Origin of the sequence: Actinomadura rudentiformis (genome assembly GCF_008923185.1) — a bacterium.
In the GTDB taxonomy this organism is placed as follows: domain Bacteria; phylum Actinomycetota; class Actinomycetes; order Streptosporangiales; family Streptosporangiaceae; genus Spirillospora; species Spirillospora rudentiformis.
This window is the reverse complement of sequence record NZ_WBMT01000031.1, coordinates 116,714-136,853: the sequence shown is the minus strand read 5'-3', so window position 1 is coordinate 136,853 and position 20,140 is coordinate 116,714. Positions and strand designations below refer to the sequence as shown.

At 69.6% G+C, this 20,140-nt stretch carries 18 protein-coding genes; 8 read left to right on the top strand and 10 right to left on the bottom strand.

All coding sequences use genetic code 11. From position 1 onward, the window contains the following. Positions 1-7: 7 nt before the first annotated feature. Entirely contained in the window at positions 8-847 is an 840-nt protein-coding gene (locus tag F8566_RS46065; protein ID WP_225994138.1) for a DUF6338 family protein, read from the bottom strand. Positions 848-1,608: 761 nt separating this feature from the next. Here F8566_RS46065 and F8566_RS46060 point away from each other — a divergent pair. Continuing rightward, a complete protein-coding gene (locus F8566_RS46060; RefSeq protein WP_151570136.1) occupies positions 1,609-2,784 on the top strand; it encodes a cytochrome P450 in 1,176 nt (391 codons plus the stop codon). 9 nt (positions 2,785-2,793) lie between these two features. Here F8566_RS46060 and F8566_RS46055 read toward each other — a convergent pair whose 3' ends face one another. Then, positions 2,794-4,521, bottom strand: coding sequence for an alkaline phosphatase family protein (locus F8566_RS46055; RefSeq protein WP_225994137.1), 1,728 nt, complete (start codon positions 4,519-4,521; stop codon positions 2,794-2,796). A 146-nt stretch (positions 4,522-4,667) separates the two neighbouring features. Here F8566_RS46055 and F8566_RS46050 point away from each other — a divergent pair, with 146 nt between their 5' ends. After that, on the top strand, positions 4,668-5,636 hold the full coding sequence (locus F8566_RS46050; RefSeq protein ID WP_151570134.1) for a TerC family protein: 969 nt from the start codon (positions 4,668-4,670) through the stop codon (positions 5,634-5,636). Between the two features lie 29 nt (positions 5,637-5,665). Here F8566_RS46050 and F8566_RS46045 read toward each other — a convergent pair whose 3' ends face one another. After that, a complete protein-coding gene (locus tag F8566_RS46045; RefSeq protein ID WP_151570132.1) occupies positions 5,666-6,073 on the bottom strand; it encodes a hypothetical protein in 408 nt (135 codons plus the stop codon). A 126-nt stretch (positions 6,074-6,199) separates the two neighbouring features. On the opposite strand from F8566_RS46045, the gene F8566_RS46040 reads away from it, so the two are divergent. The 5 genes from F8566_RS46040 to F8566_RS51990 all read left to right on the top strand — a co-directional run bounded on the left by F8566_RS46040 (position 6,200) and on the right by F8566_RS51990 (position 12,764). After that, positions 6,200-7,201: an SDR family oxidoreductase gene (locus tag F8566_RS46040; RefSeq protein ID WP_151570130.1), complete on the top strand. Its 1,002-nt coding sequence runs from the start codon at positions 6,200-6,202 to the stop codon at positions 7,199-7,201. A gap of 160 nt (positions 7,202-7,361) precedes the next feature. Beyond that, on the top strand, positions 7,362-9,167 hold the full coding sequence (locus F8566_RS46035; protein ID WP_151570128.1) for a thiamine pyrophosphate-requiring protein: 1,806 nt from the start codon (positions 7,362-7,364) through the stop codon (positions 9,165-9,167). Positions 9,168-9,313: 146 nt separating this feature from the next. Beyond that, entirely contained in the window at positions 9,314-10,480 is a 1,167-nt protein-coding gene (locus tag F8566_RS46030) for an NAD(P)/FAD-dependent oxidoreductase (RefSeq protein ID WP_151570126.1), read from the top strand. Between the two features lie 144 nt (positions 10,481-10,624). Next, positions 10,625-11,173, top strand: a complete 549-nt coding sequence (locus F8566_RS46025; RefSeq protein ID WP_318836479.1) for an alpha-amylase family protein — start codon at positions 10,625-10,627, stop codon at positions 11,171-11,173. 97 nt (positions 11,174-11,270) lie between these two features. Then, on the top strand, positions 11,271-12,764 hold the full coding sequence (locus F8566_RS51990; protein ID WP_225994136.1) for a polysaccharide deacetylase family protein: 1,494 nt from the start codon (positions 11,271-11,273) through the stop codon (positions 12,762-12,764). A 28-nt stretch (positions 12,765-12,792) separates the two neighbouring features. On the opposite strand, the gene F8566_RS46015 is transcribed toward F8566_RS51990, so the two are convergent. Then, positions 12,793-13,413 carry a helix-turn-helix domain-containing protein gene (locus tag F8566_RS46015; protein ID WP_151570122.1) on the bottom strand — a complete coding sequence of 207 codons (621 nt, stop codon included), beginning with the start codon at positions 13,411-13,413 and terminating at the stop codon, positions 12,793-12,795. A 130-nt stretch (positions 13,414-13,543) separates the two neighbouring features. On the opposite strand from F8566_RS46015, the gene F8566_RS46010 reads away from it, so the two are divergent. Next, positions 13,544-14,365, top strand: coding sequence for an IclR family transcriptional regulator (locus F8566_RS46010; RefSeq protein ID WP_151570120.1), 822 nt, complete (start codon positions 13,544-13,546; stop codon positions 14,363-14,365). Between the two features lie 38 nt (positions 14,366-14,403). Here F8566_RS46010 and F8566_RS46005 read toward each other — a convergent pair whose 3' ends face one another. Genes F8566_RS46005 through F8566_RS45980 form a run of 6 tightly spaced genes read right to left on the bottom strand, consistent with a single transcriptional unit; the run spans position 14,404 to position 20,126 of the window. Then, positions 14,404-14,895, bottom strand: a complete 492-nt coding sequence (locus tag F8566_RS46005; protein WP_151570118.1) for a hypothetical protein — start codon at positions 14,893-14,895, stop codon at positions 14,404-14,406. A gap of 1 nt (position 14,896) precedes the next feature. Beyond that, positions 14,897-16,486 carry an acyl-CoA synthetase gene (locus F8566_RS46000; protein ID WP_151570116.1) on the bottom strand — a complete coding sequence of 530 codons (1,590 nt, stop codon included), beginning with the start codon at positions 16,484-16,486 and terminating at the stop codon, positions 14,897-14,899. Between the two features lie 40 nt (positions 16,487-16,526). Then, entirely contained in the window at positions 16,527-17,378 is an 852-nt protein-coding gene (locus F8566_RS45995; RefSeq protein WP_151570114.1) for an SDR family NAD(P)-dependent oxidoreductase, read from the bottom strand. After that, positions 17,378-18,244 (bottom strand): alpha/beta fold hydrolase, encoded by an 867-nt coding sequence (locus tag F8566_RS45990; protein WP_225994135.1) that lies wholly within the window; start codon positions 18,242-18,244, stop codon positions 17,378-17,380. Before F8566_RS45990 ends, F8566_RS45995 begins: the two co-directional genes overlap by 1 nt. Before the next feature lie 44 nt (positions 18,245-18,288). Continuing rightward, positions 18,289-18,867 carry a 3-phenylpropionate/cinnamic acid dioxygenase subunit beta gene (locus tag F8566_RS45985; RefSeq protein WP_225994134.1) on the bottom strand — a complete coding sequence of 193 codons (579 nt, stop codon included), beginning with the start codon at positions 18,865-18,867 and terminating at the stop codon, positions 18,289-18,291. A gap of 26 nt (positions 18,868-18,893) precedes the next feature. Beyond that, positions 18,894-20,126, bottom strand: a complete 1,233-nt coding sequence (locus F8566_RS45980; RefSeq protein WP_264159544.1) for an NAD(P)/FAD-dependent oxidoreductase — start codon at positions 20,124-20,126, stop codon at positions 18,894-18,896. Positions 20,127-20,140 lie beyond the last annotated feature (14 nt).

Below are 20,140 nucleotides of genomic sequence, written 5' to 3'. Positions count from 1 at the left end.
TTCGCCGTCAGGTGGAGGACGACCCGGAGAGCAGGGCGACGAATCCGAGGAGCGTGATCTCCAGCAACAGCAGCTGGGAGAGGAAGTGCAGGTCGCGACGGTTCTCATAGCATCGCCGCACGGCCGCTCTGGGCCTCCTCGTCACCCTCGGCCGGGCCATCGAGTGCCGCGGCTGACCGGAGTGGAGCTGCGACCGGATCGTGTCCTGCTTCTGGTCGACCGTACGCACCAGGACACTCATGATCGATTCGGTCGAGAGCACGAGCTGGTCTCCGTGCAACGCGTCCAGAGGCAGCGGCCTGCCATGACCGTCCAGCTCGAATATCGGGGCCCTCAGGGTGAGGTAGGAACTGCGGGGGCCATGGGTGGGCGCCACGCCGGCGACCAGGCCCCGGTAGGTGTCGCCGCTGTTGAGCCGGACCTCGAGCTCGACGTCCTCATCGACGTGTGCACGGACTCCCGTGGCGCGCGAGCGGGCCCTTCCCTGGGAGGAAGCCGACTCTGCCTCCAGGCGCGAAAGCAGCGCATCGGCAAGTGACGCCGCCGTGAGCGACAACGCGAGAAAGGACACGATCGTCCATGCGAACTCTTCTGGATTCTCCCAGCCACCCGAACCCTCGGCCTTGTCGAGCGGAAAGGTGAGTGTCTGGGAGCCGAACAAACCGAGCAGTCCGAGGAAGACCAGGGTCGCGGTCGTGATGAGCACGCCCGCCAGGATCACGCGGCACGGATTCAGAGCGGACACGGGGCGCGGACCTGCGGCTCTGCTCCTCAGCTGGTCATAATGAAGACCCGGAACAATTGCCAGAAGCACGATGATTATCTGGCCGACCACGGACGCCGTCATGACTCATCCCTCCACAAAGAGAGGACCTGGTCATCGTTTACCGCGCTCCGCAGGCCAGTCTGATCGACGTGAAATTCGCACATTGCAGCCCCAACGCGAATAACTCTCAGATTCCCGGCAGGGAGAGATCTTGCCACCAAGCCGAGCAAATTTCAACAACCTCGGGTGGACGAGAGGTCCAATTAACCTGCCCTCTTCGGACGAATGATGTGGCAAATTTTCCACCACGCGGGGAGTCTGGGCAGATTGCCACCCTAGCAAGATCGTCAACCATCGTGGCCAGGGCAGAGGTGACGTTTCGGGTCCTCAATCGCTGGCGCTCGGCACGACCGGACAGCGCGGAAGGGCGCTCCATGCCGGCGGCCGCGTGGGCCGAGCCACCCAGTGGTTCCACTCCGGTGGTCAACGAACTGCGGAGGCCCACCTGACCAGCCTGCAATCCGGCCTCGGAGATTCACGTCCGCGGCGCCGGCTTTTCCATCCTCGGACCACCGGCTCAAGTCATCCTGCGTTCACCAGGAAGTCGATTAGGCGACGGAAACTCCCCCGGTGACGCGCGCTTTGACAACGGCCCCTTCGTACTCCCCGCCGACATACGCGCCGTGAAATTCCCGAAAGCGCCTGGCTCCACATCGTGGGCCTCAAGCCCCACACGTACTTCAACGTGGCTCCAACGTGGCCCCAACATGGCTCCAACCCGGATGGCCGGATACGGCCCGCAGGGGTGACGGCGGCGTCCCGGCGGTGCCCATGATCTGGGTATGGAAACCGAGCACGAGTTCACGGTCGACCGACTGGACCTCGACCCCCACTACGGCTGGCTGCGCGAGAACCGTCCCGTCTCCAAGATCCGCCTGCGCAACGGCGTGGACGCCTGGCTGGTGACTCGCTGGGAGGACGCCCGCCGGGTGTTCGCCGACCCGGTGTTCAGCCGGGCACAAGCCGGCGGCCTGCCCTTCGGGGCCAGGGGAAAGGCGCTCTCGATCGCCGATATGGACCCGCCCGAGCACACCCGGGTCCGGCGCATCGCGCTGTCCGCGTTCACGCATCGGAGAGTGCAGCAGATGCGGCCTCGCATCGAGCAGATCGCGGCCGGGCTGCTGGACGACATGGCGGCGCACGGTGCCCCGGCCGATCTGGTCGAGCACCTCGCGCTTCCGCTGCCGGTGACGGTGATCTGTGAACTGCTCGGCGTTCCGGCCGATGACCGTGACCGGTTCACCGAATGGTCGGCCGCCCGGCTCTCGGTCTCCGCCCACACGCCCGAACAGATGGCCGAGGCCGCCGCACAACTGGACGCCTACCTCGGCGAGCTGATCGCACAGCGGCGCACCGACCCCGCCGGGGACCTGCTGTCGGCCCTGGCGAAGCTACCCGCCGACGGGGACGGGCTGTCGTCGGCGGAACTGCTCAGCCTGGCCACGACGCTGCTGGTCGCCGGCTTCGAGACCACGGCGAGCCAGATCGCCAACTTCACCTACACGTTGCTCGATCAGCGACACCACTGGGAACGGCTCGTCGCCGAGCCGGACCTGGTCCCCGCCGCCCTCGAGGAACTGCTGCGACTGCTCCCCCTGGGCGCGACGCCCGGCCTGCCACGGGTCGCCACCGCCGACGTGGAGCTGAGCGGCGTGCGCATCAGGAAGGGCGACACCGTGGTGGTGGCCCGGACCGTGGCCAGCCGCGACGAGAGCGTCTTCGCCAACGGCGACACCCTGAACTTCGACCGGCCGGAAAACCCGCACCTGGCCTTCGGGCACGGCATCCACCACTGCCTGGGCGCCCACCTCGCGCGGCTCGAACTGCAGGTCACGTTCGGCGCGCTGCTGGCGCGCTTCCCGGACCTGCGCCTGGCCGTTCCCAAGGAGGAACTGCGCTGGAAGGACGGCCTGGCGGTCCGCGGCCTGCGGGAACTCCCGGTCACCTGGGCGAAGTAAGACCCGGGACTACTGTGCGAACGCGTTCAGGAACCGGTCGCGGAAGGAGCTCATGGGCCAGACCGGTGCTCCGGCGCCGGGCACGAAGGCGTCCTGCCATTTCATGGCGGAGGAGACGCGGTCCAGCACCTTCCTGTCCCGGGAGACGATGGTGATCGGCACATCCCGGGTCGTGGCTCCGCCCGTCGCGATCGGAATGGGCTGGTGATCGCCGAGGAAGACCAGCACCGTTTTGTCGTCGCCGTATTTCTCGACGTAGGAGATGAGGCTCTCAAGGGAGTACTCGATGGAACGCCGGTATTCGGTGCGGAGCCGGTCAGGGCTCTTCCACACGTCCTCCTTGCTTTGACTTGCCGCATGAATGGCGTTGTAGCTGGAGCCGTCGCCGAGCTCGTCCCATCCGAGCATCTTCGGGATGGGCGCCCAGGGCGCGTGGCTGGAGCCCAGGGGAATCTCGGCCATCAACGGTGGGTGCCCCTTCTTACCGTGTTCCAGGCGCTGGAACTGCGCCAGGGTGTACTGGTCGGGCATGGGAGACCAGCCGAAGCGCGGCCCGCGATATCCCAGGTTCCATGACGCGTACACCTGGTTGTAGCCGAAGTACTTGGCCTCTGGCCAAGCCCTCATCACACCCGGCATGACACCGACGCTGCGCCAGCCCGCGCGCTGGAAAGCGCGATTGAGAGTCAGGCGATCGCCGGACACCAGCTTCTTGTAGCGCTGCTGATTGTTGACCCATACGCCGGAGAGCAGCGTGGCATGGGCCAGCCAGCTTCCTCCGCCGGCCGTGGGGGACGTGAGAAAGGCGCTGCGGGATTCGAACCCCGCCGTACGGAGCCTGCGCGTGGCGGAGTCGCCCAGCGCACGGATCTCAGGCGTCTCGGCCACGGTCCGGCCGTAGCTCTCGACGAACGTGAACATGACGTCCTTGCCGCGCAGGCCCCTCAGGAGCTGATCGCCCGGAGTGGCGCGGAAGGCGTCGACACGAACTGCCTTGCCGAACGTACTGTCGTCCAGCAGGCTGTCGTGCACCTTGGAGGCACGCTTCATCGCCAGCTTGGTCGCGCCCATTCCGGCGACGTGCACGCCGGGGACGAGCTGCGCGCCGAGCGCGGCGCAGGCGATCCACGCGGTCCCGGCCACGGCGACCGACACCGTCGTCGCCTTCCGGTGCTCGACGAACGTGCGGGTCAGCCGCCGCACTGACAACGTCGTGAGGACCAGCACGCCGGCGAGCAGCAGGACGAACAGGATGATCACACCGATCCCGCCGGCCATGCCGAACGTGCTGGTGGCGAACTCCATGCCGGCCCTGAGGAACGGCCAGTCGAGCACGGGGTCGAACGGGCGGGCCAGCGTCTCGTGGAACCCCATGTCAACGATCTTGAAGATCAACAGCAGGCCCAGGCCCAGACCGGCCAGCGTCGCGGCGACCTTCCGCGCACGCCCCCGCAGGACGAGCAGCAGCCCCGCACCGGCGATCGCCTCCACCGGGACGCGCACGAACGCCCCCGGCGTGATGTGCTTGATCGTGATCGGCGTGAGCAGGATGAACAACACGAGTGCGCCGGCGAGCGCCGTGAGCGTCCAGCTGACGGCGACGCGCAGGCGGCCGGGAGTGCGGGGAGCGTCCGGTGCGCCGTCGTCACCGGGGTCTGCGACCTTCTCGATCGGCTTCAGCTGGATAGTCAGGGCGTTCTCCGGGGGTGTCCGGCTCGGCCGGGGTAACCGAGACACATGAGCAACACTGGTCTGTACGTCCGAGCGCCGCACACGGTTCAACGAAGACCTCGTTCCATGAGCACGTGGATCGTTCCAAGGGGCTGGTGAGGCGGCGGTTCCACGTGGTGGCAGTATTGTCCCCACCCGCCTCCGGAGGAACAGTGAACGTATCTTTTGGCGCCTGGGCACTGACGGTCGCTGCGTTGTGCGTCCTCATCGCCATTGATTTCGCCATCGGGCGCAAGCCGCACGACGTGTCGATCAAGGAAGCCGGCATCTGGTCGGCCATCTGGGTCGCCCTGGCCGTCGCCTTCGGGCTCGGCCTGCTGTTCCTCGAGGGAGGGCAGCCGGCCGGCGAGTTCTTCGCGGGGTTCATCACCGAGAAGTCGCTCAGCGTGGACAACCTGTTCGTGTTCGTTCTGATCATGGCGAAGTTCGCGGTGCCGTCCCAGTACCAGGCGCGCGTGCTGATGATCGGCGTTCTCATGGCGCTGGTCATGCGCGCGGGGTTCATCGCCGCCGGCGCAGCGATCATCTCGACGTTCTCCTGGGTCTTCTACATCTTCGGCGCCTTCCTGATCTGGACCGCGTGGAAGCTCGTCCAGGACGCCCGGCACGAGGAACACCACGAGGACTACCAGGAGAACAAACTGCTCAAGGCGGTCGAGCGCCGCTTCGGCGTGGCCGACCGCTACCACGGCACCAAGCTGTTCGTCCTGGAGAACGGCAAGCGGGTGATGACCCCGATGATGGTCGTCATGCTGGCGATCGGCTCCACCGACGTGCTGTTCGCCCTCGACTCCATCCCGGCGATCTACGGCCTGACCGAGGACCCGTACATCGTCTTCACCGCCAACGCCTTCGCACTGATGGGCCTGCGCCAGCTGTACTTCCTCATCGGCGGGCTGCTGAGCAGGCTGGTCCACCTGTCCTACGGGCTGTCCATCATCCTGGGCTTCATCGGTGTCAAGCTGGTGCTGCACGCCCTGCACGAGTCCGGGGTCCACGTTCCGGAGATCAGCGTCCCGGTCTCCCTCGGCTTCATCGTCCTCGTCCTCGCGATCACCACCACGACCAGCCTGATCGTCTCCAAGAAGCAGAACACGGACAGCGCGACTCCTCCCCGCTGACCTGGCTCCCCGCTGACCGGGCCCGTGCTTTAGAACAGGCGGCCGGGAGTCCACTGCGGCTGGTCATGTTCGGTGTGTTCGGCCGGAGGCTGGTGCGAGGCCGTGAAGCGTGGGCCCGGTGCCAGCGGGCCGGTGCCGGTGCCGTCGGCGAGCCAGCCCTGGTCCATGAGGCGATTGACGAGCTGGCTGGCGTACCACCGGCGGGCGGCATCAGGAATCAGGGCCAGGTCAGGCTGGACGTACTCTGCGAGGGCATACCAGGTGGGGCCGCCCTGGCGATGGCGAAGGTAGTCATCCACCCACGCCGCAGCGCGATGGCCCAGGCCGGGGTCGCGGCGGTCAGCCACGACCCATTCGGCGAGCAGCGGGTATCGGTCCCGCCGGTCTCCGTCCTTGCGAGGCCGCCGACGGCCACTGCTGGTGTTCGGCACCGCCATGGTTCCTCAGTCAACCATCCGTACTCGGGCGGTGACGCCAAAGCCGCGAACGGCTGCATGTTCGATGCCAACTGGGTAGGGCCGCATGCAGCCGAGGGGGTGGTTCTGGTGGATCGGGCCGGGAGCATGAACGGTCGTGTCGTTGTGATCACTGGTGCCAGTGGTGGCATCGGGCGGGCGGCGGCGCGGGAGTTCGCGTCGCGCGGGGCGAAGGTGGCGCTGCTGGCGCGCGGTGAGGCGGGGCTGCGGGCGGCGGCCGAGGATGTCACGGCCGCCGGTGGCGAGGCGCTGGTGCTGCCGGTGGACGTGGCCGACTTCGACGCCGTCCGGCAGGCCGGGCGGCGCGCCGAGGAGAAGCTGGGACCGGTGGACGTCTGGGTGAACGTGGCGTTCAGCTCGGTGTTCGCGCCGTTCACCGAGATCGAGCCCGCCGAGTTCCGGCGGGTGACCGAGGTGACCTACCTGGGCTTCGTCCACGGGACACGGGTCGCGCTGGACCTGATGCTCTCGCGGGATCGCGGAGTGATCGTCCAGACCGGTTCGGCGCTGGCCAAGCGCGGCATCCCGCTCCAGTCGGCCTACTGCGGCGCCAAGCACGCGGTGCAGGGCTTCCACGAGTCGCTGCGGACGGAGCTGCTCCACGCCGGGAGCGGGGTGAAGACGACGATCGTGCACATGCCGGCGGTCAACACCCCGCAGTTCGACTGGGTGCTGTCGCGGCTCCCCGAACGGGCGCAGCCGGTGCCGCCGATCTATCAGCCGGAGGTGGCGGCGCGCGCCCTGGTGCACGCCGCCGAACATCCTGGGCGGCGGGAGTACTGGGTCGGTGGCAGCACCGTCGTCACCCTGCTCGCCAACAAGTTCGCCCCCGCCCTCGTCGACCGCTATCTGGCGCGCACCGGCTTCCGATCCCAGCAGACCGGTGAACGCCAGGAGCCCGGCCGGCCCACCAACCTCTGGGAACCCGCCGACCGGAGCGGAGCGCACGACTTCGGCGCGCACGGGTCGTTCGATGAGGACGCCCATCCCCGTAGCCATCAGCTGTGGCTGATGCGGCACCGGCGGACGCTGGCCGCGGCGAGCGGTGCCGTGGGCCTCGCCTGGCTCGCCCGTGCACTGAAACGCTGACGGCCAGGGCGGTGGTCTCCCGAAGGAGGGCCACAGCCTCGTTTACGGTCCTTTGCCTGATTTGACTGCCGATCAGCGGTAGGTCCGCCGAACGCCGGGTACGGGGGGCGCGTGGTCGCCGCATGGGCGGCGGGCGTGACGAGGCGAGAGGAGGCCGTTCATGGCGTCGAAGACCGTCGGCGACTACGTGCTGGCGAGGCTGCGCGAATGGGGTGTCGAGAAGGTGTTCGGCTATCCCGGGGACGGCATCAACGGGCTCCTCGCTGCGTGGGGCCGGGCCGGTGACGACCCGCAGTTCGTCCAGGCCCGGCATGAGGAGATGAGCGCGTTCGAGGCGGTGGGCTACGCCAAGTTCACCGGCCGCGTGGGAGTGTGCGCCGCGACGTCCGGCCCTGGGGGCATCCATCTGCTGAACGGGTTGTACGACGCCAAGCTGGACCATGTCCCGGTGGTGGCGATCGTAGGCCAGACCAACCGGAGCGCGATGGGCGGCTCGTACCAGCAAGAGATCGACATGCTGTCGCTCTACAAGGACGTGGCCAGCGACTATGTGCAGATGGTCACGGTGCCCGAGCAGCTGCCCAACGTGCTGGACCGGGCCATCCGGGTCGCGCTGGCCGAACAGGCGCCCACCGCCGTGATCATCCCGGCGGACGTGCAGGAGCTGGAGTACACCCCGCCCGGACACGCGTTCAAGATGGTGCCGTCCAGTCTGGGCATCGACTGGCCCGCGATCTCCGCCGACGACGAGGCGATCCGGCGCGCCGCGGACGTCCTCAACTCTGGCAAGAAGGTCGCGATCCTGGCAGGCGCAGGGGCGCGCGGCGCGCGCGCCGAGCTGGAGCAGGTCGCCGACCTGCTCGGCGCCGGGGTCGCCAAGGCTTTGCTCGGGAAGGACGTGCTGTCAGACGAGCTGCCCTACGTGACCGGCTCCATCGGGCTGCTGGGCACGCGGCCGAGCTACGAGATGATGAACGACTGCGACACGCTGCTCACGGTGGGCTCCAGCTTCCCGTACACCCAGTTCATGCCGGACCTGGACCAGGCACGGGCCGTACAGATCGACATCGACCCCAAGATGATCGGGATGCGTTACCCGTACGAGGTCAACCTGGTCGGCGACGCCGCCGCCACTCTGCGCGCGCTCATGCCGCTGCTGGAGCGCAAGAGCGACCGGGACTGGCGCGAGAAGATCGAGTCGAACGTCGCGCGGTGGTGGGAGACCGTGGAGATGGAGGCGATGGTCGAGGCCGACCCGATCAACCCGATGCTGCTGTTCCACGAGGCCTCCGCGCGGCTTCCGGACAACACGATCCTGGCCGCCGACTCCGGCTCGGCCGCCAACTGGTACGCGCGCAACCTGCGTTTCCGCGGCGACATGCGCGGCTCGCTGTCCGGCACGCTGGCGACCATGGGGCCGGGTGTGCCGTACGGGATCGGCGCCAAGTTCGGCCACCCCGACCGGCCGGTGGTCGTCTTCGAGGGTGACGGCGCCATGCAGATGAACGGCCTGGCCGAGCTGCTCACGATCAGGCACTACTGGGAGCAGTGGCTGGATCCGCGGTTCGTGGTCGCCGTCCTGCACAACAACGACCTCAACCAGGTCACCTGGGAGATGCGCGCCATGCAGGGGGCCCCGAAGTTCCCGCAGTCGCAGACGCTGCCGGAGTGCGACTACGCGGCGTTCGCCGCGAGCATCGGCTTCAAGGCGATCACCGTGGAGAAGCCCGAGCAGGTCGGGCCCGCCTGGGATGCGGCGCTGGACGCCGACCGGCCGACGCTGCTGGACGTGCGCGTCGACCCGGACGTCCCGCCCATCCCGCCGCACGCCTCGTTCGAGCAGATGAAGGCGACCGCCGAGTCGATCATCAAGGGTGATGAGGACCGGTGGGGCGTCATCAGGGAGGGCGTCAAGACCAAGGTGCAGGAGTTCCTCCCCCGCCGGGGCGACACTCCGCAGCAATGACCGCCGGGCGCTCTCCCCCCTGCTCGCTGGTTGTTTCGGCAGCGGCGAGAAGTTTCTCCAACGGTGGTCACATCTGAACCCGTCGTCTTGTCTCCCTGCCGAACCCCTCCAATTCCTGGGGGGCGAGGCTGAGAGAGGACGAGACGATGGCCCACGTTGTGATCATCGGAGGCGGTTTCGCGGGTGTGTGGAGCGCGGCGGGAGCGGCGCTGGCCCGCGAACGGGCGAACCGGGACGCGGACCTGCACATCACGCTCGTCGCGCCGAACGAGCACCTGGTGCTGCGGCCCCGCTTGTACGAGCCGGAACCGGACCTGGCCAAGGTGGAGCTCAGCGGGGTCCTGGAGCCGATCGGCGTCGACCACCTGCGGGCCTCGGTGAGCACGATCGACACCGGCCGCCGCGTCGTGGTGGCCGACGGCGCGGAGATCGGCTACGACCGTCTGGTGCTGGCGGCGGGCAGCAAGCTCGCTGGGCCTCAGGGCCTGCCCGGCGCCGAACGGCTCTTCGACATCGACACTCTGGACGGGGCCCGGCGGCTCACCGACCATCTGCGCGACCGGGAGGATTACTCCGCCGTGGTCGTCGGCGCCGGGTTCGTCGGCCTGGAGGCAGCGACCGAGTTGGCTGCCCGGGGCCGGGTGCTACTGGTGGACCGCTCGCGGGTGGTCGGGCACCAACTCGGGCCGGGCCCGCGCGAGGAGATCGAGGCCGCTCTGGACAGCTTGGGCGTCGAACGCCGTCTCAGCACGACGGTGACAGAGGTCGGCGACGGGTACGCCGTCCTGTCCGACGGCACCAGGGTCGAGGCGGACGCGGTGGTCTGGTCCGTGGGGATGCGGGCCAGCGAACTCACCCGGCAGGTCGGCGGCGAGCTCGACCACCTCGGCCGGGTGCCGGTGGACCGGCGTCTGCGCGCCCTTCCCGAGGTGTTCGTCGCCGGGGACACCGCCGCGGCGCCGTTCGACGCCGAGCACACGGTCATGCAGGCCTGCCAGCACGCCTCCCCAATGGGCAAGGTCGCCGGGTACAACGCGGCGGCCGACCTGCTCGGCGTGCCGCTGCGCGACTTCACCCCCGGCCCGTACGTCACCTGCCTGGACCTGGGCGGCGCCGGTGCGATCTTCACCCGGGGCTGGGACCGCCGGGTGATGGCCTCGGGAGCCGAGGGCAAGGAGGTCAAGAAGCGCATCAACCAGCACATCCACCCGCCGGTCGGCGACGCGTCCAAGATCCTCGCCGCCGCCGACAGCGTCTACCTGGAGCTGCCCTTCTTCCCCCGGGACGAGGAGGAGTCCGCCCCCGCCGCATGACCTGGCACTTCCCCGCGGCGGCTCCTCGAACACAACCGTGCCTACCTCGGCTGGCTGGAACGCCTCCAGGACCGGCACCCGGGCCTGGTCGTGGAGGCGTGCGCGTCCGGAGGAATGCGCGCCGACCACGCGACGCTCTCACGGGTGCCCGTGCAGTCCCTCACCGACCAGCAGGACGAGACGCTCATCCCGGCGATCGCCGCCGCCGCGCCGACCGTCGTCCCGCCCGAGCAGGGCGCCGTGTGGGCCTACCCCCAACCGGACTTCGACGACGAGCGGATCGTCTTCACCATGGTCTCGGCGATGCTCGGCCGGATCCACCTCTCCGGCCGGCTGGACCTGCTCTCCGGCCACCAGCTCGACCTGGTCACCGCCGCGATCGAGGTGTACCGGACCTACCGCCGCGCGCTGGCCGATGGAATTCCCCGCTGGCCGCTGGGCATCCCTGGCTGGCGGGACGGCTGGCTCGCCCTCGCGATCGACTGCGACGACGAGACGTTCCTCGCCGTATGGCGCCGTGACAGCACGGAGCCCACCTGCGACGTGCCCCTCTCCCCCGCCTCGGTGTCACTCCTCTACCCGGTGGACGCCGCCCCTTGCTGGACGAACGACGACACGCTGCGCATCACCCTGCCGGAGCCGTACACCGCCCGCCTACTGCGGCTCACCAACAACCCTCCCGGGAAGGCCTGACCGCACCATCCCGGCTGTGACCTTGTCCGATGCGCCGAACCAATCGCGTTGACCTGACGTCTCCTTCATCGTGACCCCCATTATTCGTGCCCAAAATATGAGAATCGGCCTGACCGTCGCTGCCCTGGCGGTGACGGTGGCGGGGCTGTCGGCGTGCACGGGAGCACGCCCTGCCGCCCCGTCCACGACCGCGCCGGCCGCAGCCGGTGACCTCCACAAGATCCGGACCGTGACCCCGGCATGGATCGCCGGGCTGCGGATCGTCAACGACAGCGGCAATGCCGCGTCCTGCCGCTGGGCGACCAGCTATCCCGCGGTCCCGGGCGCGGAAGCGCTCACGCTCGCGCTGCGGCGGTCGGCGCGAACCCGTCTCGACGACCTCCTGGAAAACAGGGGCGGCGACGGCTCCACGGGCGCCTGCCAGACCTCCGACTCGCATGCGGAACTCAACATCAGCTTCAGCTTCCTGGCCGCGTCCGGCGACGTGGTCGGAGTCCGTCTTGTCACCATCCAGCAACCCGCCGCCGGCGACGGCGTCAGTGCCGGCACCTACTGGTTCGACGGCCGCACCCGGCGGGAGGTCCCGGCCACCGCGCTCATCTCCCCACAGGCGGCCGACCGTCTCGTCGCGGCACTGAGCAAGGCCCTCTCGGGCCGGCCCGGTGTGACCGACAACGACGTGCGAGAAGCGCTGGCACCCCAGTACCGCTCTGCCACACTGCGGGACATGGCCTTCACCCAGGGCGGCGATCTTGTCGTCGAGATACCGCGAGGGACGGTCGCGCCGGGACCGGTGGGTCCGCAGCGGGTCATGCTGTCCAGGACGCAGGTGGCGCCGCTGCTGTCGGACTTCGGCCGCCGCGCGCAGGATCAGGCCCTCCACCCTCAGCAGCGGCTGGACCTGAGTGCTCCCCCCGTACCGTCCTCCTCCCCGACGGCCACGCCCAGTCCACCGAACGTCCCGGCGGTCGACTGCCTGCACGTCAAATGCGTCGCGCTGACCTTCGACGACGGCCCTGGCCCCTACACCGCGAGCCTTCTGGCCACCCTCGCACGGCACGGCGCACGCGCCACCTTCTTCGTGACCGGGCAGAACGCCACCTACCACGCCGACCTGATACGCCAGGAGGCCGCCGCCGGACACGAGATCGGCAACCACAGCTGGTCCCACCCCGACCTGACCCGGCTGTCCACACGGCAGGCGCACGACCAGCTCGGTCGCACCGACCAGGCGGTCCAGGCATCCATCGGACGCGCCCCGACCCTCTTCCGTCCCCCTTACGGGGCGCAGAATGCGGCAGTGCGCGCCGGCGCCGCCCGTCCGGTCATCCTGTGGAGCGTGGACACCCAGGACTGGAAGTACCGTGACCGAGTCAAGGTCGCCCGAACCGCCATCGCCCAGGTCAGGCCCGGCGACATCATCCTGATGCACGACATCCATCCCACGTCCGTGGCGGCCGTACCCCAGATCCTGACGACGCTGAAGAGCCGCGGCTATCACTTCGTGAGCGTCAGCCAGCTGTTCGGCGGCGCCCCGCTGTCAGCCGGGACCGTCTACGGCGACAACCCGCGCGCCTTCGGCCGCAACTGATCACACCCTCGGGGGCCGACCGCCGGGTTCAGCTTTCCTCAGGCGGTTCCTTCGGGCTCCGAACGATCTGTTCGATCGGTCCGATGGGTCCGATCTGGCGGACCTGGGGAACGGTGGTGACCATGTGGGCGACGACGCGGTCGGTCAGGCAGGTGTGGCGGTGCGGGACGTCGCCGGGGAAGCGCACGAAGTCCCCAGCGCTCAGGTCGACCTGCTCGCTCAGCGGACCGGTCCGGAGCTTGCCAGTGATCACGTAGAGATGATGCAGGGTGCCGGGGGTGTGCGGGCCGATCTCCGGCGTCGCCCTGGTGCGTTCAAGCCGGAGCAGGAGCGTGCGCACATGGCCCGAACCGTAGACCTCGTCCAGGAGCCGCTCCGACCAGCCCTCGGCGTCGGCCCACTCGCCGTCACCCTGGCGCTGGACGAAGACCGGGGTCCCCCATTCGGTCATCAACCGCCGGATCGAGACGTCCAGGGCCCCTCCCAATTGGGCGAGGGTGTCGACGGTCGGGTTGCCCACCCCTTGTTCGATCTTCGACAGGGTCTGCTTGGACAGGCCGGACCTCCGGGCGACCTCGCCGAGAGACAGGCCGCGCTCTCGCCGGAAACGTCGCACATTGCGGGCGACCAGCTGGTTCGCCTCCGTCACGCAAGCCTCCGTCACTTTAAATAGACACATCGTCACTCTTGACGGCATGCCTCCGGGTCCGCATTATCGTCACTAATAAATGCCACTTCGGCATATTGTAAGTGACACCCCCGCCCCCTGAGGTGAGTCCATGCCTCCTGCCACGAAGCCTCATGTGAACGTTCCGGCCCGCGACGACCGGGCCGCGATCGACAAGGCGATCAGCCTGCTGCTGTCCTTCGGCGAGCAGGCCAACTCCGGCGTCGGCGTCAGCGAGCTGGCCCGCAGGGCGGGGCTGAGCAAGTCCACCGCCTTCCGGCTGCTCGGCATGCTGGAACGCAACGAGGTGGTCGAGCGGGTCGGCCGGAACTACCGGCTGGGCAGCCGCCTCCACGAGCTGGGCAGCCACGTCTACGCGCCTGGGCACGACCGGACACGCGACCTGCTCATCCCCTATCTGGCCGACCTGTACTCGCTGACTCAGGAGACCGTTCACCTGGCGGTCCTGCACGGCACCGAAGTGGTGTACCTGGCCAAGCTGTTCGGGCACCGGCCCGTCCCCGCGCCGTCCAGGATCGGCGGGCGCATGCCGGCGCACTGCACCGCGGTCGGCAAGGTGCTGCTGGCGTATGAGCCGGCCACGGCGGCGGAGGTGCTGGCGGCGCCCCTGCGCGGTTTCACCCCGCAGACGATCACCGATGATTCCGCACTGGCGGCCGAGCTGGACCGGATCCGCCAGGACGGCATCGCCTTCGACGACGGCGAGGCGCGGCCGGGCCTCAACTGCGTGGCGGTCCCGGTCATGGGGCCCGGTGGCCGGCCGGTCGCGGCGATGTCGATCGCCGGACCGGCGGAACGGTTCGAACCCCGGCTCCGGTCGCCCCAGCTGCGCCGTGTCGCGGCCGCGGCGGCGCAGGAGGTGCTGCGGGCGCGCAGGGCGGCCTCCGCGGCCTCGCGCACGCTCGTCAGCTGACGCCGACCAGGGGCTCCCCCGGCTGTGAGCGCTGCAGTTCAGCCGGTGGGCACCCGGTCGAGGTCCAGGTCGGCGCCGGTGGCCCAGGCGGGTTCGATGACGAGCAGGTCCACGGTCCCGACGCCGGGAACATCGACGTCGACGCCATGCCGGAATCCCGCGGACCGGGCGAAACTCGCAATGTCGTGATCCTCCGGCGCGACGGCGAGAACGATTCTGCGGCACCGGTCGTCGGCGTTCCAGATCATGGTGACCACCTGGCGCAGCACGTCGGCGGCCGCCGTGGCGCCGTTGAACGCGACGTCGTCGATCATGGACCCGCCGATCGCGGCGATGGCGATCTCGACGTCGTGCCCGCCGGCAGGGTAGGTGCCGCGAAGACGTCCGGTGGCACAACGTTCGACGTCGATGACCGCATGGAGGCGGTCGTGTCTCCGCAGCCGGAGCGTGGCACGGTTCCTGCTCGCCGCGGTGACCTCTCCGGTCCAGGGCGCGGAGGCCTGAAGCCGCGACAGGGGCGCGGCCGTCATGTCATTCCCCCTGGCCGGCGATGGCGCGGATGGCGAGCTTGTCGAGCTTTCCGGAGGCGTTGCGGGGCACCGAGGTCACGATGCGCAGAGCCCGCGGGAGCTTGTAGCGGGCGAGCTTGGCCTCGGCATGGACCCGCAACTCCTCCAGCGTGAGGGCGGCGCCGGGGGCGAGCGAGACGACCGCGACGACCTTCTCTCCCCATTCGATGTCCGGGACGCCGACGACGGCGACGTCGATGAGACCGGGCAGGTCGGCCAGGGCACGTTCGACCTCGGCGGGGTAGACGTTCTCACCCCCGCTGATGATCATGTCCTTGAGCCGGTCGACGATATAGAGGTAGCCGTCCTCGTCGAGGTATCCGATGTCGCCCGAGTGGAACCAGCCCTCGTCATCGAACGCGGCGCGCGTGGCTTCGGGATTCTCCCAGTAGCCGGGAGTGACGTTGGGCCCTCGCACCACGATCTCGCCCGAGGCCCCTGCTTCCAGCGGAGTGTTGGTCTGGACGTCGACGACCCGGACCTCGGTGTGGGGCATCGCGATCCCGGCCGACCCGAGCTTGGCGAGGGTGAGCTCGGCGGGCAGGTGAGTGGCGAACGGCGCGGTCTCGGTGAGCCCCCACGCCTGCTGGAGGATGATGCCGTGGTCGGCGTACTGCTGGATCAGGGACGGCGGGACCGGCGCTCCGGCGACCACGATCGACCGCAGCTGCCCGAGGTCCGCCTCGAACGCGCCGGGGACCCGGGCGAGCGCGGCGAACATCGCCGGGACCATGAACGTCGAGTTGACGCCGTGCTCGACGAAGTCGGCCAGCGTCCGGGCCGGGTCGAAGGAACGGCGCAGGACGATCGTGCCGCCGCGCACCAGGGTCCGCATCAGGAAGCTGTTGAGGGCGCCGACGTGGAAGATCGGCGCGACCGCGTGGGTGACGTCGCCGCGACGGGTGTCGATCATCGTGTCGACGTTGACCGAGTTCCACCAGATGTTCCCGTGGGTCAGCAGGACGCCCTTGGGCAGGCCGGTGGTCCCGGACGTGAACATCAGGATCGCCGGGTCGTCGAAGCCCCGGGCCGCCAAGGCCGTGGACGGAGAAGCCTTGGCCACCAGGTCCGCCCACAAGTCCCAGCCGTCCGGCGCGTCTCCCTCGGCAGGGATCGCCGGATCGTCGTCGACGAGCAGGAGACGTTCCAGCGCCGTGCCCTCACGCGCGGTGTCCGCGGCGGCCAGGTGGCCCTGTTCGCAGACCAGGGTGATCGCGCCGCTGCGGGCCAGGACGCTGTTCAGCTCGGGCCCGGCGAGCCGGAAGTTCACCGGTACGAAGATCGCTCCCAGCCGGAACGCGGCCAGCATGGTGAGCAGGAACGACGGGCTGTTGAGGCCGAGATAGGCGACGCGATCACCACGGCCGACCCCGGTCTCGGCCAGGACGGTCGCCAGCCGGGCGGCGCGGTCGTCGAGCTCGGCGTAGGTCAGGTCGCCGCCGTCGTAGCGCAGAATGACGTGGTCTGGCCGGAGCAGGGCGTGGCGGTGGACCGCGGCGGCGGGGTTGATGTCGACGTTGAGGCCGGAGTTCGCCGGGTGTGGGGTGGTCATCGCGGTTTCCTTGGGCTCGGAAGGTGGCACAGAAGGTGGCTCAGAGGTGGTCGCCGCCGGCGGGAGTGGCGAAACCCCGCACCCCTATGCCGCCGTCGACGGAGATGGCCTGGCCGGTGACGGGGCCGCTCTGCTCCCGCGAGGCCAGGAGGACGTAGGAGCCGGTGAAGTCGGCAGGATCGGTGCTGGAGTCGTGCAGCGGGATGGCCGGCGGCGGCGAATCCGGCTTCTTCCTCGCGAAGGAGGCGCTGATCGAGCGGCCGTCGAGGGCGAGCGCCGCCGGGCCGCGCAGGTCGGTGTTCATGCCGCCGCAGGCCACGCCGTTGACCCTGACCTTGGGGGCGAGCTCGTACGCGAGTTCGCGCATGAGACCGAGGCAGGCGTGCTTGCTGGCGGTGTAGACGGGCCCGCCGCCGTTGACGTAGAAGGACGCGTTCGACAGCGTCATGACGATGCTGCCGCGGGTCTTCACCAGCTCGCGCCAGGCGGCCTCGGCGGCCAGCAGGTAGCCCTTGACGTTGACCGCGAAGAGCTCGTCGAACGTCGCGGCGAGCTCGGCGCCGGTGAGCCGGGTGAGCTGGCGCTGGTAGTCCCAGATGCCGGCGTTGGCGACCAGGGTGTCGAGCCCGCCGAACCGGTCGACGGTCTCGGCGACGGCCTCGTGCAGCCGTTCGGAGTCGCGGACGTCGCCCTCGATGGCGTGTGTGCGGTCGGGATCGGGCGAGTCCGCGACGGCCTTGCTCAGGGCCTCCGGATCCCGCCCGTAGATCGCCACCGAGGCGCCCTCGGCGACGAAGCGGTGGGCGACGGCACGGCCGATGCCGGATCCTCCGCCGGTGATGAGGGCCGTGTACCCCGCCAGCCAGCCCGTAGCGCCAGACCCGCCCGCCATCACAGGCCAGCCAGGAAGTCGGTGACGAGACGCTCGAAGTCCTGCTGCCGCTCCAACTGGACCCAGTGGCCGCAGTTGCCGAACACATGCAGCTGGACGTTCCGGATCTGCTTGAGCATGATCTGGGCACCGTCGAGGGTGATGGTGCGGTCGTCGCGCCCCCACAGCAGCAGGGTCGGCGCCTTGATCCTGTGGAGGTCGCGCCAGAGCGGGTCCATGCCGTGCCGCTTGGCGAACGCGGCGTTGTACCGGTGATAGAAGGCGATGTGGCTCTCGTCCAGGGACGCCTCGTACCGGGCCCGCACGACGTCCTCCCCGAACTGCTTGTGGTCGAAGACCATGGCGCGGATGAACGCCGCCATCTTCTTCTCCGACGGGCCGCCGGCGTTGTAGTAGCGGAACATCTCCTTCTGGCCTTCGGTCGGGGTGGGGCCGAAGGGCAGCCAGCCGCCGCCGGGCGCCATGAGGACCAGTCCTGCGACGCGATCGGGGCGGGCCTGCGCCATCGCGATCGCGGCGGCGCCGCCGAGGCTGTTCCCGAGCAGGTGGAACGTGTCGATGCCGAGGGCGTCCAGCGCCTGGAACAGGGCGTCCACGGTGATCTCGGTGATCGACCGGGCGTCCAGGTCGGCCTCGGTGGGCCGGTAGCTGCCGCCGAAGCCCGGCTGGTCGGGCAGCACCACCCGGAACCGGGACGCCAGCGCCGGCAGGTTCTGGTGGTAGTTGCCGACCCCGGACGCGCCCGGTCCGCCGCCGTGCAGCATCACCAGGACCGGGCCGTCACCGATCTCGGTGACGGCGATCTCCCCCAGCGAGGTCGGCACCACGTGCTGGGCGGTCGGCAGTTCGGTACCAGTGACGATCACAGCGCATCCTCGGAGAGTCAGAGATCGGAGAGTCGGGATCAAGATCAGAAGAAGGTGGAGATGTTCTTGGACATGAGGACGTTCTGGTCGAGCAGGATCGTCCTGCGCGCGACCAGCAGCCCGTCCGGCGTCCTCCGGAGCACGTCGGTGCGGCCGCCGGCGAACACGTTCTCCTCCCGTTCCAGCCGGTTGCGATAGACGAGGAACGCCGACTTCACCAGCAGGTCGTCCTCGGTGAACCCGGAGTGCTCGCCGGGGTCGACGTGGCGGGCGACCACGTTGGTGATCAGATGGCGGGTCCGGGACGGCGGGTCCTCGGCCCAGGCCATGCCGGAGTCGAACCGGCGGATCCGCCAGGCCAGGCTCTCCTTCGTCTCGTCGTAGAACGCCGCCTCGCCGCGCGCCGCGACGGCGAAGGCCTGCTGGCGCCGCAGCCGGTTGGTACGGGTCGGCATCCAGTAGTCCAGGTCGTCGGCGAGCAGGTCGAGCCAGTCGGCGTAGCGGCCGTCGTCGAGGAGTTCGGCCTCGCGGAAGTAGAACTGCTCGACCTCGAAGTGCAGGTCGCGGTCGGCGAGCAGCCCCGCCCGGCTGCGCCGGCCGTTCACGGAGGTGGTGATGCTCACGGTGTCATTCGATCCCTTCTCAAGCTCTACGGCACGGCCGCGGCGGTGGGTTCCGGTCGCCGGCGCAGGAGGGCGCGCAGATCGGTCGCGGGGTCGGCCAGTGCGCCGGCGTCGGCCGGGACACCGCGGTCGATCATTCGGCGGGCGGCGCGGACGGCCGCGGAGTCGTCGACCGCCGCTGCGGCGACCACGCGCCCGTCGAGCAGGCCGAACACCGAGAACCGGCCGCCCTCCGCGGGTTCCCCGCGGACAACGGCACTGGTCGCCTTCGCCATCTCGCCGACGACCTCGACGTGGACGCCGTGCCGGTCGGTCCAGAACCAAAAGGCGGCGGGGCGGGGCACTGTGGCGCCGAGCAGCGTGGCCGCCGCGCGCTTGCCGTCGTACTGGGCGGCCTCCCAGTGCTCGGCCCGGCGCATGAGCAGGCCGTTCACCCGCCGGCGGGTCGGGTCGCCGACCGCGAGCACGGCCGGATGCGAGGTGGTCTGCCCCGCGTCGACCACGATCCCGCCATCGCACTCCAGCCCGGCGGCCTCCGCCAACCCGGTCGAGGGAGTCATGCCGACACCCAGCACGACCGCGTCGAACACTCGCGGCGCGTCTTCGCCCGACAGCTGTGCGGCCAGCCCGTGGGAGTGGGCGGAGAACGCCTCGACCGTCGCCTGGACGGTCGTCACGCCACGCCGGGTGTGCATCTCGTGCAGCCAGGAGGCCATCAGCGGCCCGACGGCGGCGGTCAGCGGAGGGCTGACCGGGTCGACCAGGACGACGTCGCAGCCCAGGCCTGCCGCGGTCGCCGCCGTCTCGGCGCCGATCAGACCCGCTCCCACCACCAGCAAACGCGCCCCGGGAACCAGCGCTGAGCGCAGACGTTCGGCGTCCTCTGCGGTCCGCAGGACGTGGACGCGGTGGTCGTCCAGGCCGGGGATCGGCGGGCGGGCGGCTCCCCCGCCTGTCGCCAGGACCACCCGATCCGCCTGCAAGACTTTCCCGCCGGCCAGTTCCACCGTCCCCGAGGAAGGCTGGATCGCCGCGACCATGGTCTTGGCGAGCAGCCTGATCGACTGGGCGTCGTACCAATCCGGAGGCTGGAGGGCGAGGTCTGTGAGGTCCTTGACGCCGGTGAGGAAGTCCTTGGACAGCGGGGGCCGGTCATAGGGGAACTCGCCGGCGTCCACAAGGGTGAGCTCCCCGTCGTAACCGCCGGACCGCAGGGCGGCGGCGGTGCTGACGCCCGCGACTCCGCCCCCGACGATCACGATTCGCCGAAGCT

Coding starts and splice junctions, on each gene's coding strand:
- F8566_RS46065 (WP_225994138.1), bottom strand. CDS start 847: ATGACGGCGTCCGTGGTCGGCCAGATAATCATCGTGCTTCTGGCAATT.
- F8566_RS46060 (WP_151570136.1), top strand. CDS start 1,609: ATGGAAACCGAGCACGAGTTCACGGTCGACCGACTGGACCTCGACCCC.
- F8566_RS46045 (WP_151570132.1), bottom strand. CDS start 6,073: ATGGCGGTGCCGAACACCAGCAGTGGCCGTCGGCGGCCTCGCAAGGAC.
- F8566_RS46040 (WP_151570130.1), top strand. CDS start 6,200: ATGAACGGTCGTGTCGTTGTGATCACTGGTGCCAGTGGTGGCATCGGG.
- F8566_RS46035 (WP_151570128.1), top strand. CDS start 7,362: ATGGCGTCGAAGACCGTCGGCGACTACGTGCTGGCGAGGCTGCGCGAA.
- F8566_RS46030 (WP_151570126.1), top strand. CDS start 9,314: ATGGCCCACGTTGTGATCATCGGAGGCGGTTTCGCGGGTGTGTGGAGC.
- F8566_RS51990 (WP_225994136.1), top strand. CDS start 11,271: ATGAGAATCGGCCTGACCGTCGCTGCCCTGGCGGTGACGGTGGCGGGG.
- F8566_RS46010 (WP_151570120.1), top strand. CDS start 13,544: ATGCCTCCTGCCACGAAGCCTCATGTGAACGTTCCGGCCCGCGACGAC.
- F8566_RS46005 (WP_151570118.1), bottom strand. CDS start 14,895: ATGACGGCCGCGCCCCTGTCGCGGCTTCAGGCCTCCGCGCCCTGGACC.
- F8566_RS46000 (WP_151570116.1), bottom strand. CDS start 16,486: ATGACCACCCCACACCCGGCGAACTCCGGCCTCAACGTCGACATCAAC.
- F8566_RS45995 (WP_151570114.1), bottom strand. CDS start 17,378: ATGGCGGGCGGGTCTGGCGCTACGGGCTGGCTGGCGGGGTACACGGCC.